The 15415-nt window shown below is 38.0% G+C and carries 13 protein-coding genes and 1 pseudogene; 8 read left to right on the top strand and 6 right to left on the bottom strand.

Going from position 1 to position 15415, the window contains the following annotated elements; all coding sequences use genetic code 11:
- Positions 1 to 16 precede the first annotated feature (16 nt).
- From dcuC to mnmG, 5 genes and pseudogenes are all read left to right on the top strand, one after another.
- Positions 17 to 1312 (top strand): annotated as a pseudogene (dcuC, locus tag FE813_RS02275) (C4-dicarboxylate transporter DcuC).
- Between the two features lie 70 nt (positions 1313 to 1382).
- Complete coding sequence (locus tag FE813_RS02280; RefSeq protein WP_139989313.1) at positions 1383 to 2654, top strand: M20 family metallo-hydrolase; 1272 nt, start codon at positions 1383 to 1385, stop codon at positions 2652 to 2654.
- A gap of 92 nt (positions 2655 to 2746) precedes the next feature.
- Positions 2747 to 4720, top strand: a complete 1974-nt coding sequence (gene cpdB, locus FE813_RS02285; protein WP_139989314.1) for a 2',3'-cyclic-nucleotide 2'-phosphodiesterase — start codon at positions 2747 to 2749, stop codon at positions 4718 to 4720.
- A gap of 196 nt (positions 4721 to 4916) precedes the next feature.
- On the top strand, positions 4917 to 5285 hold the full coding sequence (locus FE813_RS02290) for a rhodanese-like domain-containing protein (protein WP_139989315.1): 369 nt from the start codon (positions 4917 to 4919) through the stop codon (positions 5283 to 5285).
- A 453-nt stretch (positions 5286 to 5738) separates the two neighbouring features.
- Positions 5739 to 7628: a tRNA uridine-5-carboxymethylaminomethyl(34) synthesis enzyme MnmG gene (gene mnmG, locus FE813_RS02295; RefSeq protein ID WP_139989316.1), complete on the top strand. Its 1890-nt coding sequence runs from the start codon at positions 5739 to 5741 to the stop codon at positions 7626 to 7628.
- Positions 7629 to 7710: 82 nt separating this feature from the next.
- Here mnmG and FE813_RS10760 read toward each other — a convergent pair whose 3' ends face one another.
- The 3 genes from FE813_RS10760 to FE813_RS02310 form a co-directional block, all read right to left on the bottom strand.
- A complete protein-coding gene (locus FE813_RS10760; RefSeq protein WP_139989567.1) occupies positions 7711 to 7818 on the bottom strand; it encodes an IS3 family transposase in 108 nt (35 codons plus the stop codon).
- Complete coding sequence (locus tag FE813_RS02305; RefSeq protein WP_235898362.1) at positions 7812 to 8309, bottom strand: IS3 family transposase; 498 nt, start codon at positions 8307 to 8309, stop codon at positions 7812 to 7814. The genes FE813_RS10760 and FE813_RS02305 overlap by 7 nt, the downstream gene beginning before the upstream one ends.
- Before the next feature lie 84 nt (positions 8310 to 8393).
- Positions 8394 to 8681 (bottom strand): transposase, encoded by a 288-nt coding sequence (locus tag FE813_RS02310; protein WP_139989318.1) that lies wholly within the window; start codon positions 8679 to 8681, stop codon positions 8394 to 8396.
- 143 nt (positions 8682 to 8824) lie between these two features.
- On the opposite strand from FE813_RS02310, the gene FE813_RS02315 reads away from it, so the two are divergent.
- Complete coding sequence (locus FE813_RS02315) at positions 8825 to 9106, top strand: helix-turn-helix domain-containing protein (protein ID WP_139989319.1); 282 nt, start codon at positions 8825 to 8827, stop codon at positions 9104 to 9106.
- A complete protein-coding gene (locus FE813_RS02320; protein WP_139989320.1) occupies positions 9096 to 10370 on the top strand; it encodes a type II toxin-antitoxin system HipA family toxin in 1275 nt (424 codons plus the stop codon). The genes FE813_RS02315 and FE813_RS02320 overlap by 11 nt, the downstream gene beginning before the upstream one ends.
- An 82-nt stretch (positions 10371 to 10452) precedes the next feature.
- Here the strand turns inward: FE813_RS02320 and FE813_RS02325 are convergent, their stop codons facing one another.
- A complete protein-coding gene (locus tag FE813_RS02325) occupies positions 10453 to 11304 on the bottom strand; it encodes an SDR family oxidoreductase (protein WP_139989321.1) in 852 nt (283 codons plus the stop codon).
- Between the two features lie 165 nt (positions 11305 to 11469).
- Between FE813_RS02325 and FE813_RS02330 the strand changes: the two genes are divergently transcribed.
- Entirely contained in the window at positions 11470 to 11829 is a 360-nt protein-coding gene (locus tag FE813_RS02330) for a winged helix-turn-helix transcriptional regulator (RefSeq protein ID WP_139989322.1), read from the top strand.
- Between the two features lie 81 nt (positions 11830 to 11910).
- Here FE813_RS02330 and FE813_RS02335 read toward each other — a convergent pair whose 3' ends face one another.
- On the bottom strand, positions 11911 to 13569 hold the full coding sequence (locus FE813_RS02335; protein WP_139989323.1) for an ABC transporter ATP-binding protein: 1659 nt from the start codon (positions 13567 to 13569) through the stop codon (positions 11911 to 11913).
- Positions 13562 to 15307, bottom strand: coding sequence for an ABC transporter ATP-binding protein/permease (locus FE813_RS02340; RefSeq protein WP_139989324.1), 1746 nt, complete (start codon positions 15305 to 15307; stop codon positions 13562 to 13564). Before FE813_RS02340 ends, FE813_RS02335 begins: the two co-directional genes overlap by 8 nt.
- Positions 15308 to 15415 lie beyond the last annotated feature (108 nt).

Consider the following 15415-nt stretch of genomic DNA (forward strand, 5'->3'; position numbering starts at 1 on the left):
TTAAAAGGAACATATAATGGAATTATTTAAATCCATCGTTGCAGTGGTTGGCATTATTGCCACAATTTATTTTTTGATTAAAAAAGCCGAAACCCGAACCGTTTTGATTGGAGTCGGTTTAATAATGTCCATTCTGACTCTTAATCCAATGGGAGCATTAGATGCTTTTGCCAAAAGCATGACATCTGGCGGATTAATTATGGCTATCTGTTCTAGTATGGGTTTTGCTTATGTAATGAAATACACTCAATGTGATACTCATCTAGTACATTTACTTACCAAACCATTAAGCGGATTAAAATTCTTCTTAATTCCGATTGCAACCGTCATCACCTTTTTCATCAATATTGCTATTCCTTCTGCTGCTGGTTGTGCAGCTGCGGTTGGAGCAACATTAATTCCTGTTTTAAAAAGTGCGGGTGTTTGACCAGCTACTGCTGGCGCAGCTATTTTAGCAGGGACTTTTGGATCAATGATGAGCCCAGGTTCTTCTCACTCAGCAATGATTAGTGAAATGTCAGGATTAACTATCGCTCAAGTAAACCTTTCACATGCACCATATAACATGATTGCAGGAGCAATAGGTGCGGTTGTTTTAACAATTCTTGCTCTTGTTTTTAAAGATTATGGTGAACAACATCGCCAAGCTTATCTTGCAGAACAAAAAGAAAGTGAAATTAAAGTTGTTGAAGGCGTCAATGTACTTTATGCCCTTGCACCATTAATACCATTAGTTATTTTAGTAATTGGTGGAACGTCATTACAACAAGTACCAGGTCTTGAATGGACTAAAATGGGCGTTCCTCAAGCGATGTTGATTGGTGCAATTTATGGCATTATCGTCACTCGTATTTCTCCAGTAAAAATCACTGAAGAATTTTTCAATGGTATGGGAAATTCTTATGCAAACGTGCTTGGTATCATCATTGCAGCCAGTGTATTTGTAGCAGGATTAAAATCTACGGACGCAGTGGATGCTGCAATTTCTTTCTTAAAAGAATCCAACGAATTTGTACGTTGGGGTGCAACAATTGGACCATTCTTAATGGGGTTAATTACAGGTTCTGGGGATGCGGCAGCAATTGCCTTTAACAGTGCTGTCACACCACATGCAGTAGAACTAGGCTACACTCACGTAAATCTTGGTATGGCAGCAGCGATTGCTGGTGCAATCGGTCGTACAGCTTCACCAATTGCAGGTGTAACTATTGTTTGTGCAGGCCTTGCGATGGTAAGCCCAGTAGAAATGGTAAAACGTACCGCACCAGGCATGATACTTGCTGTTTTATTCTTAGCATTATTTATGTTGTAAAAATAGTAAAAAATTGACCGCACTTTATTTAAGTGCGGTCTGTTTTTATAGACGTTTAAAGGAGAAAAAAATGAACTTAGATTTAAATCAACTTGTTAAATGGCGTCGTGAATTTCATCGTTTTCCAGAAATTGGTTGGAGTGAATTTTGGACAACTTCTCGCATTGCGGATTACTTGGAAGACTTAGGGTGTTTTGAAATTTTTCTTGGCAAGCAAATTATAAATCCGGACTTTGTTCGTGGACGAAAACAAGCTGTAGTAGATAAAGGTTTAGCTAATGCAAAAGCCTATGGAGCCAATGAAAAATGGCTCAAAAAAATGGAAGGGTACACTGGTTGTGTAGCATTATTTGATTCAGGCAAACCAGGAAAAACTATTGCATTACGTTTTGACATAGACTGTGTGAATGTAACGGAAACTCGTTCACCTGAGCATATTCCAAATAAAGAAGGTTTTGCCTCAATTAACGATGGATTCATGCATGCTTGTGGACATGATTCACATATTACAATAGGTTTAGGCGTTGCATTATGGATCGCTCAGAACAAAGATAAACTCACTGGAAAAGTAAAAATTGTATTCCAACCAGCAGAAGAAGGTGTTCGAGGTGCAGCAGCCATTGCACAAAGTGGCATAATTGATGATGCAGATTATTTTGCTTCTTCACACATTAGTTTTTGCGCAAATACAGGCACAGTTATTGCTAATCCAAGAAATTTTCTTTCCACTACAAAAATTGATATTCGCTATAAAGGTAAACCTGCACATGCAGGTGCTGCCCCCCATTTAGGTCGTAATGCCTTATTAGCTGCAGCGCATACAGTCACTCAACTTCATGGTATTGCACGCCATGGTGAAGGCATGACAAGAATTAATGTGGGAGTGCTAAAAGCGGGTGAAGGACGAAATGTCATTCCATCCTCTGCTGAATTACAATTAGAAGTGCGGGGAGAAAATAAAGCAATTAATGAATACATGACTGAACAAGTCATGCAAATAGCCAAAGGTATTTCCATAAGTTTTGATGTCGCATATGAAACTGAAATTGTAGGTGAAGCAGTGGATATGAATAATGATATTGAACTTATAAAACTTATTGAAGAAATATCTCTTGAACAACCTCAAATAAATAACGTAAATTCAGATTATGCTTTCAATGCAAGTGAAGATGCGACTATCTTAGGTAGACGTGTACAAGAACATGGAGGCAAAGCTATTTATTTCATTCTTGGAGCAGACCGCACAGCAGGTCATCATGAAGCTGAATTTGATTTTGATGAAAATCAATTACTTACTGGGGTTAATATTTATACTTCTTTAGTACAAAAATTATTAGCTTAATTAAATAAAAATATTTTTACTCCTTTCTTTTAAGAATCCTCTATTTTTCTTAGAATAAAGGCAATATCTACTCACCTTATAAGGAAAACTCAATGATTAATAGACGTCATTTTATTCAAATCGGTGCAAGCAGTATTCTTGCATTAAGTGCAAGCCGTTTTGCGACAGCAAAAGGTAAACATGATGTAGATTTACGTATTGTTGCCACTACTGACGTTCACAGTTTCTTAACAGACTTTGATTATTACAAAGACGCCCCAACCGAGAAATTCGGTTTTACTCGTGCTGCAAGCCTTATTCGTCAAGCACGTGCTGAAGTAAAAAATAGCGTATTGGTTGATAACGGGGATTTAATTCAAGGTAACCCTATTGCTGATTATCAAGCTGCACAAGGCTATAAAGAAGGCAAATCTAACCCTGCGGTGGATTGCTTAAATGCAATACACTATGAAGTAGGAACTTTAGGTAACCATGAGTTTAACTATGGTTTAGATTATTTAGCTGACTGTATCAAACAAGCTAAATTCCCAATTGTAAATGCCAATGTAGTAAAAGTCGGAACTGAAGAACCTTATTTCACACCTTATGTCATTCAAGAAAAATCAGTTATTGATAATCAAGGTAAAACACATAAATTAAAAATTGGTTACATCGGTTTTGTGCCACCGCAAATTATGGTTTGGGATAAAGCGAACCTTCAAGGCAAAGTTGAAACTCGTGATATTGTAAAAACAGCACAAAAATATGTACCTGAAATGAAGAAAAAAGGGGCTGATATTGTAGTCGCATTAGCTCACACAGGTCCATCTGATGAACCTTATCAAGAAGGTGCTGAAAACTCCGCATTCTATCTAGCTGATGTTCCACATATTGATGCCGTCATTTTTGGTCACTCACACCGTTTATTCCCAAATAAAGAATTTGCGAAATCACCAAATGCAGACATTGTAAATGGTACAGTAAAAGGTGTACCAGAAAGTATGGCTGGTTATTGGGCAAATAATATCAGCGTGGTTGATTTAGGATTAACAGAACACAAAGGCAAATGGATTGTTACCTCTGGAAAAGCGGTTCTTCGTCCAATCTATGATGCAGAAAATAAAAAAGCACTTGCAGAAAATGACCCAGAAATTACCGCACTTTTAAAACCAGTTCACGAAGCGACACGTAAATTTGTTTCTCAACCTATTGGTAAAGCAACAGATAATATGTACAGCTATCTTGCATTAGTACAAGATGATCCAACCATCCAAATTGTGAACCAAGCACAAAAAGCCTATGTAGAAAAAGTTGCACCAAGTGTTGCTGCAATGGCTGGCTTACCTATTTTAAGTGCAGGCGCACCATTTAAAGCGGGTGGTCGTAAAAATGACCCAACAGGTTATACCGAAGTAAATAAAGGTGAATTAACTTTCCGTAATGCGGCAGACTTATATCTCTATCCAAATACATTAGTGGTGGTTAAAGCAACAGGCGAACAATTAAAAGAATGGTTAGAATGTAGTGCTGGTATGTTTAAACAAATTGACCCTACAAGTGATAAACCACAATCATTAATCGACTGGGAAGGTTTCCGCACTTACAACTTTGATGTGATTGATGGTGTCAATTATGAATACGATCTAACCAAACCTGCTCGTTACGATGGTGAATGTAAATTAATTAACCCAGAATCGCACCGTGTAGTGAACCTAACTTATCAAGGCAAACCAGTTGATCCAAAAGCAGAATTTTTAATTGCAACGAATAACTATCGTGCTTATGGTAATAAATTCCCAGGCACTGGCGATCAACATATTGTTTACGCATCACCAGATGAAAACCGTCAAATTTTAGCTGATTACATTAAAGTAACCAGTGAAAAAGAAGGTTCTGTAAACCCTAGCGCGGATAAAAACTGGCGCTTTACGCCAATTAAAGGCAACGATAAATTAGATGTTCGTTTTGAAACCTCACCAAGCGAACAAGCAGCTCAATTCATCAAAGAAAAAGCACAGTATCCAATGAAACAAGTGGGTACAGATGAAGTTGGATTTGCTGTATATCAAATTGATTTATCTAAATAATAATTTAGAAAAGTAAAATGCCGCCTGAATATAAAAATTTAGGCGGTATTTTTTCTTCCCAAAGAGCGGTCAAATTTTTAAGTTTTTTTGCTTAATTTTTAATTCATTATCTTTATGTTTACGGGTAATATGGCAACTGACCACATTCCCAAATTCATAATTCAAACCTGTTACTTTTATACAAGGAGATTAAATAATGAAAAAATTATTAACCACTATCCTTTCTGCTACAGCCATTCTTTTCCCTTTAACAACATCTGCAAATACTACGCATAAAGTAGAACAAAGTGCTGTACAACCAGAAAAAGCAAAAGGGATTTGGATTGATGTACGTTCTGCGGAAGAATTTAATAGTGGTCATTTGCAAAATGCGGTTAACATTCCACACGATCAAATTATTGAAGGAATTAAAGCTGTTAGCTCAGATAAAAATGCCCCTATCAATCTTTATTGCCGTAGTGGTCGACGTGCAGAAGTTGCATTAAATGAGTTGAAAAAAGCTGGTTACACTAACCTTACTAACCATGGTGGTTATGACGATTTAGTTAAAAAAGGTTTGAAATAATAGCCTTCAGTTCCTTATAAAATCCCCTAAATTTCTTACTAAAGCATTTAGGGGATTTTTTATTCAAGATAGAATCAAATAAAAATACCCTGTGGATAACTCATAAATAATCTGTCATAAAACTGTTTTTATTCACTTGGTAACTTTGAGAAAAAATAAAGTTGTTAATAACTTTCCATTTTACACACAAGATTTTTAAAGAAAATGATCGCATTTTCACAAGATCTTTAGATCCTATAACACCTGTTTCTATAAGGATCAAATAAGGTTACTCACAATCACAAAGGATCTTAATAATAACAATAATAAGATCTTTATATATAAAAAGAGATCTTATTTACTAATACAAACCTGATCTTTCAAAGGACCAATAGATCCATTCTTTTTTTGTCAGGTGTTTTAAATTTCTGTAGAATAACGTCAATTTTTTGATCCGAATAAATAGAGATAGATATGTTTTACACTGAAACTTATGATGTGATTGTGATCGGTGGTGGCCATGCGGGTACAGAAGCCGCGCTTGCACCAGCTCGAATGGGATTAAAAACCCTTTTATTAACGCATAATGTAGATACTTTAGGGCAAATGTCTTGTAACCCTGCAATTGGTGGGATCGGTAAAGGTCATTTAGTAAAAGAAGTAGATGCAATGGGCGGTTTAATGGCTCATGCTGCAGATAAAGCAGGGATCCAATTTCGTACTTTAAATAGCAGTAAAGGCCCAGCAGTGCGTGCTACTAGAGCTCAAGCTGACAGAGTTCTATATCGTCAAGCTGTTCGTACAGCATTAGAAAATCAACCCAATTTAGATATTTTCCAACAAGAAGCCACCGATATTCTAATTGAGCAAGATCGAGTTACAGGCGTTAGCACAAAAATGGGATTAACTTTTCGTGCTAAATCAGTGGTATTAACTGCAGGTACTTTCTTAGCTGGTAAAATTCATATTGGTTTGGAAAATTATGAAGGTGGTCGTGCAGGAGATCCTGCTTCCATAAATCTTTCACATCGATTAAGGGATCTAGGATTACGTGTAGATCGTCTTAAAACAGGTACACCACCACGTATTGATGCACGTACGATCAATTTTGATATTTTAGCTAAACAACATGGTGATGCCGTATTACCGGTATTTTCTTTTATGGGATCTGTTTCTGATCACCCTCAACAAATTCCTTGTTATATCACCCATACCAATGAACAAACTCATGAAGTGATCCGTAATAATTTGGATCGCAGTCCAATGTATACCGGTGTGATTGAAGGGATAGGGCCACGTTATTGTCCATCCATTGAAGATAAAGTTATGCGTTTTGCGGATCGCAATTCACATCAAATTTATTTGGAACCAGAAGGCTTAACTAGTAACGAAGTATATCCAAACGGGATTTCTACCAGTTTACCGTTTGACGTGCAAATGGGCATTGTAAATTCCATGAAAGGTTTAGAAAATGCACGTATTGTGAAACCTGGTTATGCCATTGAATACGATTATTTTGATCCACGTGATTTAAAACCAACGTTAGAAACTAAATCGATTTCGGGTTTATTCTTTGCGGGTCAAATTAATGGTACTACGGGTTATGAAGAGGCGGCAGCGCAAGGCTTACTAGCTGGTATCAACGCAGGTCTTTACGTACAAGAGAAAGAGGCATGGTATCCACGCCGCGATCAATCCTATACTGGTGTATTGGTTGATGATCTTTGTACACTTGGCACCAAAGAACCGTATCGCGTATTTACTTCTCGTGCGGAATACCGTTTGTTATTACGTGAAGATAATGCAGATATTCGTTTAACGCCAATTGCCCATGAATTAGGTTTGATTGATGAGGCTCGTTGGGCGCGCTTTAATCAAAAAATGGAAAATATTGAACAGGAACGCCAACGCTTATGCAGCATTTGGTTGCATCCGCGTTCTGAATATTTAGAAGAAGCGAATAAAGTACTTGGTAGCCCACTTGTGCGTGAAGCCAACGGTGAAGATTTATTACGCCGTCCAGAAATGACCTACGATATTTTGACTTCCTTAACGCCATATCAACCAGCAATGGAAGATAGAGAAGCCGTAGAACAAGTGGAAATTGCCATTAAGTATCAAGGCTATATTGAGCATCAACAAGAAGAAATTGAAAAACAAAAACGCCACGAAAATACGGCAATTCCGACTAACTTTGATTACAGCAAAGTTTCCGGTTTATCTAATGAAGTACGTGCGAAGTTGGAACAGCATCGTCCGGTTTCCATTGGTCAAGCAAGCCGAATTTCAGGCATCACCCCTGCAGCAATTTCAATTATTCTGGTGAATTTGAAAAAGCAAGGGATGTTAAAACGTGGGGAATAATCTTTAGAAATGAAAAGTGATCTGCCCCCAAAAAGTTAGACAGTTAGTTAACTTAAATATTGAGCTCTGTATTGTACTGGGCTCAATTAATTCGTTTTTGGTTGTAATACACTAAATATTCTTCAATTTCAGCCTGTAATTCAGCGATTGAATGATAAGTCTGTGAGTAAAAACACTCTGATTTTAATATCGCAAAAAACTTTCAATCACCGCATTATCGTAACAATTTCCTCGACGACTCATGCTTTGTATCGCTTTATCTTCCAACATTTTCACCCATTCCACCGTGCCATACAATACACCTTGGTCGCTATGAATAATCGTGCATTCTGTCGGTTTAAGCCGACTAAGCTCTTGTTCTAACATCTTTTTTACCAATGAAAACTTCGGGAGTGTTGCAAAGTTATAGGCAATAATTTCTCGGTTAGCCAAGTACATCAATGGTGAAAAATAAAGCTTTTCTTGCCCAACCTGAAACTCGGTAACATCGGTTACCCATTTTTGATTGAGTGCCGTTGCGGTAAAATCAAGATTCAGTAAATTTAGGGCAATATGCGATGTTTTTCCGCGCTTTCCATGTCTTTTCTTGCGTAATATGGAATGAATACCTAACTCATTCATTAGTCTTAACACCGTCTTATGATTCAAATTAAAACCCATTTGGCGTAATTTAAACGTCATGGGGCGATAATCTTCTCGTTTTCTGTTCTTTTTATACAGAGATAAGATAGCCTCTTTACTTCGTGATAATTTCGCTTAATCTCTTTATAGTGAAAGCTCTCGCTGCAGCTTTTTAAACGCTTTAGGTGAAAAGTCTGTGGTTTCTGGAATTTTAATATCTTTCTTTTTCATTTTTGGCTTCACTATTTTCGGTGTTTGAAGGTTTGTATTAGGCGATTTTACGCTATCAAGCCCTCTTTCCCGAAATGCTTTTAGCCAATAAATGACGAGAGCGTGGGAAATTTTATGAAGTTTGGCCACCTCACGGATACCATAATCCTGTTCAGTGACGAGTTTGATAATTTTCAAACGAAATTGATAAGAGTAGGACATAATCAGCACCTCAAATTAGGTGTCCAGGTTTTGGGGTGCAGATCAAAGTGCGGTTAGTTTTAACTGCATTTTTTTATGTTTTATAAATTAAAAGAGACTATAATATCCAAAATCCTGTAAAATTAGATTTTTTGGATATAATTATGTCTATTTTTCTTATTGATGAAGTTGATGTTCAACAGGCATTAGCGATTTATCTTCATCACATTCGGAAACAAAAGAAACTTTCGCGTGCTGCGCTTTTTGAAAAAAGTGGTGTACCGGCAGCCACGATCAAAAAATTTGAGCTAACTGGGCAAATTTCACTGCGGCAGTTTTTGTTGTTATGGCAAAGTTTAGATGATTTGCAACGTTTATATTCACTGGTTCAAATGAAAAAAACATTACCAAAAACAATTGAAGAGGTGATAAAGGGTGAATTTTGAACCGACTAGACAACTTCAAGTCAGTCGAATATTAAGCAATGGGCAAAAAGTGTCAGTGGGAACATTGGCGCAAAATAGTGAGCAGGTTTATTTTTCTTATCATGCGGATTATGTTGAGAAATTTGGCAATCTTTCGCCTTTTGCCATGAAATTAGATACATCATTACAACTTGCTCCAAAACAACCGCACTTTGGTTTACATGGCGTGTTTGCAGATAGTTTGCCTGATGGGTGGGGGTTGTTATTGCAGGATCGTTTTTTTCGTCAAAAAGGTATTCTACCACAACATGTGACAGCAATGGATCGCTTAGCTTTTGTAGGCGATCGAGGTATTGGTGCGTTGATATTTGAGCCGAGCAAAGTAATAGAGCGGGATCAACTTGATTATGCTCAACTTGGCTTAGCTGCACAAGCTGTGTTTGATGGGCAAACGGAAGATATTTTAGAGGCTTTGTTAACCGCAGGGAGTTCTGGTGGTGCGCGCCCAAAAGCACAGATATTTATGCCAAAATCAGGTGAAGCAATAGCAAGATCTCAACCAAATTTCAACGATGAAGCTTGGATTATTAAGTTTACATCAAAAAACTTACCGCTCGGTCATGAGGAAGGATTATGCGAAGCTATTTATTTAACGATGGCGGAGCAAGCGCAGCTCAAGCCTTGTCAGTGGCGTTTACTTGATGCTCCGGCAACAAGCGGGGCAGCACAGTGGTTGGCATTAAAACGCTTTGATTGGGTAAATAATGAAAATGGCGTTGGTCGATATCATCAGCATAGTCTGAGTGGGTTATTAAATGCCGATTTTCGTTTACCGAGTTTGGATTACGAAGATTTAATTAAAGCCAGTAAATCATTATGTCAGTCTCAAAATGTGGCTGAAATTCAATTTCGTCGAGCGATTTTTAACTTATTTTCTAGTAATCAAGATGATCACGGTAAAAACTGGGCGTTTTTACAAAATGATCAGGGGGAATGGAAAGTCTCACCTTTTTATGATGTCACCTTTAGCCCACATCCATTTGGCGAGCATAGTACTGCTTTCGGTGGGTTCGGTAAAAAGCCAAGTGTGAAAGCAATGCAAAAATTAGCTCAGCGTGCTGGATTAAGTTGGAGCGAGACACAAAAAATTATTCAACAAATATTAGATGCTTTGAGTCAATTTCCTGTTTTAGCCCGTGATTTTGGAGTGAAAAATTCAACAGTGAAGTTGATTCAGAATGAGCTAAATCGGATTTGGGGTGAGAACAAGACTTTATTAGATTGATGGGAAAAGTGCGGTAGATTTTCACCGCACTTTTTGATTGATGACAGATCTATAAATTAATCTATGTAAATGGAAAAGCGTCTTAGTGAGCAAGCACCTGTTTCACTGCTACATCCAATCCTGCTGTTGGACGGCCAAGCAATTTCTCAAGGGTTTTGTCTTCTGAGAATAATGCACCGTTTGACGCATCTACATCCCATTGTGCAATTAAGCCTGCAAAGCCTTCATCTAAGCCTGCTTGTACAAGTGCTGCGGCATAATCTGCTGCAGGAATATCCACGTAAGGAATTTCTTTACCTGTTTGTTTACTGATTTCTGCGGCAAGATCAGCTAATGTCCAGCTGGTTGATCCAGCAAGCTCGTAAGTTTGGTTTTCATGACCTTCACTTAATGCAACGTTTACCGCTGCTTCAGCAAGTTCTGCACGGAGTACAGACGAAACCTTACCATTTTTTGCTGAACCATAGAAAGCATTGTTTGCTAATGCTGCCGGAATTGAATCTGTGTAGTTTTCGGTGTACCAACCATTGCGTAAAATGGTGTAAGTGATACCGGAGGCTTTTAATGCGGCTTCGGTTTCAACGTGTTCACCGGCAAGGGATTTGACGGTATTGTCGTTGGAGGCACCAAGTAAACTGGTGTAAATAATGTGTTTAACACCTGCTTTTTTTGCTGCTTCAATCACATTTTTATGTTGTTGAATACGCTGTCCCACTTCACTGCTTGATACTAAAATTAATGTATCCACGCCTTGTAATGCTTCTACTTGTCCTTCTGTTTTTGAATAATCAAATTTTCGGGCTTCTACACCTGAAATTTTTTCTGGAGAGCGTACAAGCGCAATGAAGTTTTCTTGTTTTGCTTTTAATAAGTCTAATGCGATTGCGCCAAATTGACCTGTTGCACCAGTAATTGCGATAGTTTTAGTTGTCATGATATTTTCCTTCTTGTTAAGTTGAAATGATATTTGAACATTTGATTGTTCGCTTGATGTGGCGTATTATATTTTAAAACTTACTTTTAGGAAGTACTTACAAAAATGTAAGTTTTAGAAAATTTAAAAATATTTTTTAATTAATTGATTTATAAGGAATTAAAAATGGAAAAAATTTTTGATCGGGGCAATGTATTAGCTTCAGCTTGTCCATCTCGCCAAATTTTGCAGCATTTAACAAGCCGCTGGGGAGTATTAGTATTAGTAAGTTTACATTCGGGCACCAAGCGTTTTAGTGAACTTCGCCGTGCGATTGATGGTGTAAGCGAACGTATGTTGACTAAAACCTTACAAGAATTGGAGGCTGATGGCATGTTAATCCGTAAATCCTATAATACCGTGCCACCGCAAGTGGATTACACATTAACAGAATTTGGAACAGAGGCTTCTAATAAGATGTTTGAGTTGGTGGATTGGTTGGAAACAAATTTACCTGAAATTTTAGATACAGTGAAAAAACATTAATAATTATTACTAAACTTGCTTATGGAAATTCTAAGGTAAAAAAATCGCACCTTTAACAGTGCGATTTTTTCTTATATTAATTTATGACATTCTGCCGTTTTCTATGCCAATCACCTGATCACAAATTGCCATTGTGGATTGGCGGTGGCTAACGAGAATAATCAATTTTTCAGCTTTCACATCGAGTAATGATTTCAAAATCATTGCTTCATTTAAGCTATCCAAATTACTGGTTGGCTCATCAAGCAAGATAATCGGTGCATTGTGTAAAAATGCTCGAGCAATACCGATACGCTGTTTTTCACCGTCAGAGAGATTGCCACCCAATTCCGTCATTTTTGTTTGATAACCTTGTGGCAAGCTTAAAATGAAATCATGAATTGAGGCTTTCTTCGCGGCTTCCATAATTTCTTCTAATGTTGTATCACGGCGCGCAAGACGAATATTTTCCTCAATGGTTTCGTTGAAAATATAGGTTTGCTGAGTAATGTACGCCATATTGTCACGCAAACTACGGGTGTTGATGTTAGGTAAAGTTTCGCCGTTAATTTTGATGCTACCTGATTTAGGATCGTAAAAACGCATCAACAGTTTTAATAAGGTACTTTTACCGCTGCCACTTCTTCCGTGAATACCTAAGATTTCACCTTTTTTCACTGACAAGCTGACATCCGATAAAATTTGCTCTTCGCCGTAAGCGAAGTTTACGTTCTCCACATCAATGCGAGAAACGTCCTTCAAATCTACCGCACTTTCTACGTCTTTTAATTCAGGCTCTTCTGCTAGCAAGCTCAATACACGCTCACCTGAAGCCAAGGTTTGTAATAAGTTGCTTGAAAGGTTACTTAAGGCAATAACTGGCCCGTAGCTCGACATCAATAAAATCACACCAATTAAAAAGGCTGAGAAATCAATCTGATCTAGACTAAACAAAATTAAGCCGGTGAATAACATAATGATGTTAAACGCCGATACCGCCACTTCAGTATAAACACGCACTTTTGCTTCTTGGTCTTTAATGCGCTCAAAAGCCGTATCAATTTTTTGGCTGCGTTGTTGGATTTCTGCTAAACGTTGTTTTGCATAACCAAAAAGCTGAATTTCTTTCATACCACGCACGCTGTCGAGGAAGAAGTCATTCATTTCGCCCACTAATTCACGATAACGTCTGCCATCTTCACGCGCTAATTTAGTGGTGATAATCGGTAAAATAACACCCACTGTCAAATACGCAGCCAACGCCACAAGCACAAACCAACCTGAAAGATGCGCAAAGACCAACAATAAAATCACAGAGGTAAAGAACGCAATCATAATTGGCGCGATGGTATGCGCATAGAATACTTCGAGTAATTCTATATCGTTGGTCACCAATGACACTAATTGCCCCGCTTGTTTATCTTGCAACTTCACAAAAGCCAAACGGCGCAAGGAAGAAAACACTTTATCACGCAATAAAGCCAATAATTTAAAAGCAATATAGTGCCCAGACATTTGCTCTAAATAACGCAGTGCGCCACGAGCCACCGCCAATACAATAAGTGCGGTCAAAATTCCAGAGAAACTTAAATGGGTATCAAAGTTTAAAAGATTCACTAACCCCATCGCACCCAGCACCATAATAAAGATGGCAGCCAGGAAACCGAGCGTTCCCATGGTGATAGTAAACGCCATAATGTGCGCAAGTGGTGTCACTAATTTCAACAAATGCCCCATTACAACAAAACCATTTTTACGCATTTGCCACCTCTCTAATTTGTTCTAAATCTTTTTGTTGTTGGAACATTTCAGCATACGCACCTTGTTTTTCCATTAAGGTTTCGTGAGTGCCTTGCTCGATCAATTTGCCTTGGTCAAGTACGTTAATACAGTCCGCATTTACCGCATTTGCCAAGCGGTGAGAAATCATCACAATGGTTTTTTGTTGTTTAAATTGTTGAATGAACTGCAAAATAATTTCTTCGCTTTCTACATCAATATTACTGGTCGCTTCATCAAAAATATAAAGCTCGGCATTGTGTAATAAAGCACGCGCTAAGGCTAAACGTTGAATCTGACCGCCCGATAAATTCGTACCACGGCTTAATAGCTGCATATCTAATCCGCCATTTTCGCGTACAAATTGGGCAAGATTCACTTGTTCTAAACACGCATAAATTTGTTCATCTGTGGCATCAATTTTCGCCATCGTCATATTTTCACGCAGTGTGCCTTTAAACACGTAGCTACTATGGCTCACCAACGATACTTTTTGATAGAAAGAAGTGAGGTCTATTTCTGAGGCGTTTTGTCCATTAAACAAAATTTCACCTTGTTGCGCTTTATTAAAGCCCATCAATAACGAAACTAAGGTTGATTTACCGCAACCACTTTTACCCACAAACACAGAAAGTTGGTTTGGTTGAATCGTTAACGTTAACCCCTGAATTGCCGGTTTTTCAGCAGAATACGCAAAATGTAGATCTTTAATTTCCACTTGAACGTTATTTTTGGCTTCAAAATCCATCGCACTTTGTTGGGTTTCCACTGGCGTATCAAGCAATGTGAAAATTTTATCTGAAGCCGCTTTACCATTCATCGCCACATGGAAGAATGAACCAAGCAAACGAAGCGGAATAAAGAACTCGGAGGAAAGTAGAATAAATAAAATCACGCCTAAGACGCTGAGTTGTGCATCTTGGAATTGCAATAATGCGGTTAAAATCCCAATTGCTGCGCCACCATAAGCGAGTAAATCCATAAGAGAAACCGAGTTAAGCTGCATGGTAAGTACTTTCATGGTGATTTTGCGGAAATGCTCTGCTTCTTCATCCATCGCTTTCGCTTTATAAGCATCATCTTGATAGATTTTTAGCGTAATTAAACCCTGTAGGTTATCTAAAAAGCTGCTGCCTAATCCCACATAGATGGACCAATATTTTGCTAAGAGTTTTTTCGCAATTTTATTTACCGCAATGATCGACATAGGGATAAGCGGCACGCAAATTAATAAAATAATGGCTGTTTTAAAGCTGAAAAAAATCAAGAAAACAAAGAGGGTAAGCGGTGCAAGCAAGCTATAAAAAAGCTGCGGCAAATAACGCCCAAAGTAGATTTCAAGCTGTTCTACACCTTCTGATGCCACTTGGATAATGCTTGAGGTGGATTGTTGGTTCACTTGGTTAAGCGGCATAGAAGCCAATTTACGGTAGATAAGGCTACGCAATTCATGCTTCACTTTTGTGCTGGCAAAATAAGATGCCTGCACTGATTTTTTACCCGCAAAAGCACGCAGTGCCAATGCCGCAATTAAAATCACACCTAAACCCACCGCACTTGACATCGTCAACTCTTTAAAATAAGCGGCCTGTAAAATATAAGAAAACACGACGGCACTAATAATCCCGCCAACTAATGCCACCCAATTCCACAACACTGTGACGCCAATCCATTTTTTACTATCGGCCACCGTGTTAATTAGGCGTTTATCTATCATCATAATGATTGCTCCTAAAATAAAAAGAAGTACGCATAGAATTATGCGTACTTTATATGTAGGGAATGGAAGTTAGTACAATCCATGCACTCAAATTATTTATGTGCGTGA

This window comes from Haemophilus seminalis, assembly GCF_006384255.1.
GTDB lineage: Bacteria > Pseudomonadota > Gammaproteobacteria > Enterobacterales > Pasteurellaceae > Haemophilus > Haemophilus seminalis.

Excerpts from the sequence above, each read along its gene's own strand:
- FE813_RS02305 (WP_235898362.1), bottom strand. The coding sequence starts at position 8,309 with ATGACGTTTAAATTACGCCAAATGGGTTTTAATTTGAATCATAAGACG.
- cpdB (WP_139989314.1), top strand. The coding sequence starts at position 2,747 with ATGATTAATAGACGTCATTTTATTCAAATCGGTGCAAGCAGTATTCTT.
- FE813_RS02330 (WP_139989322.1), top strand. The coding sequence starts at position 11,470 with ATGGAAAAAATTTTTGATCGGGGCAATGTATTAGCTTCAGCTTGTCCA.
- FE813_RS02340 (WP_139989324.1), bottom strand. The coding sequence starts at position 15,307 with ATGATGATAGATAAACGCCTAATTAACACGGTGGCCGATAGTAAAAAA.
- FE813_RS02310 (WP_139989318.1), bottom strand. The coding sequence starts at position 8,681 with ATGTCCTACTCTTATCAATTTCGTTTGAAAATTATCAAACTCGTCACT.
- FE813_RS02290 (WP_139989315.1), top strand. The coding sequence starts at position 4,917 with ATGAAAAAATTATTAACCACTATCCTTTCTGCTACAGCCATTCTTTTC.
- FE813_RS02325 (WP_139989321.1), bottom strand. The coding sequence starts at position 11,304 with ATGACAACTAAAACTATCGCAATTACTGGTGCAACAGGTCAATTTGGC.
- FE813_RS02335 (WP_139989323.1), bottom strand. The coding sequence starts at position 13,569 with ATGCGTAAAAATGGTTTTGTTGTAATGGGGCATTTGTTGAAATTAGTG.
- FE813_RS02315 (WP_139989319.1), top strand. The coding sequence starts at position 8,825 with ATGTCTATTTTTCTTATTGATGAAGTTGATGTTCAACAGGCATTAGCG.
- FE813_RS02280 (WP_139989313.1), top strand. The coding sequence starts at position 1,383 with ATGAACTTAGATTTAAATCAACTTGTTAAATGGCGTCGTGAATTTCAT.
- mnmG (WP_139989316.1), top strand. The coding sequence starts at position 5,739 with ATGTTTTACACTGAAACTTATGATGTGATTGTGATCGGTGGTGGCCAT.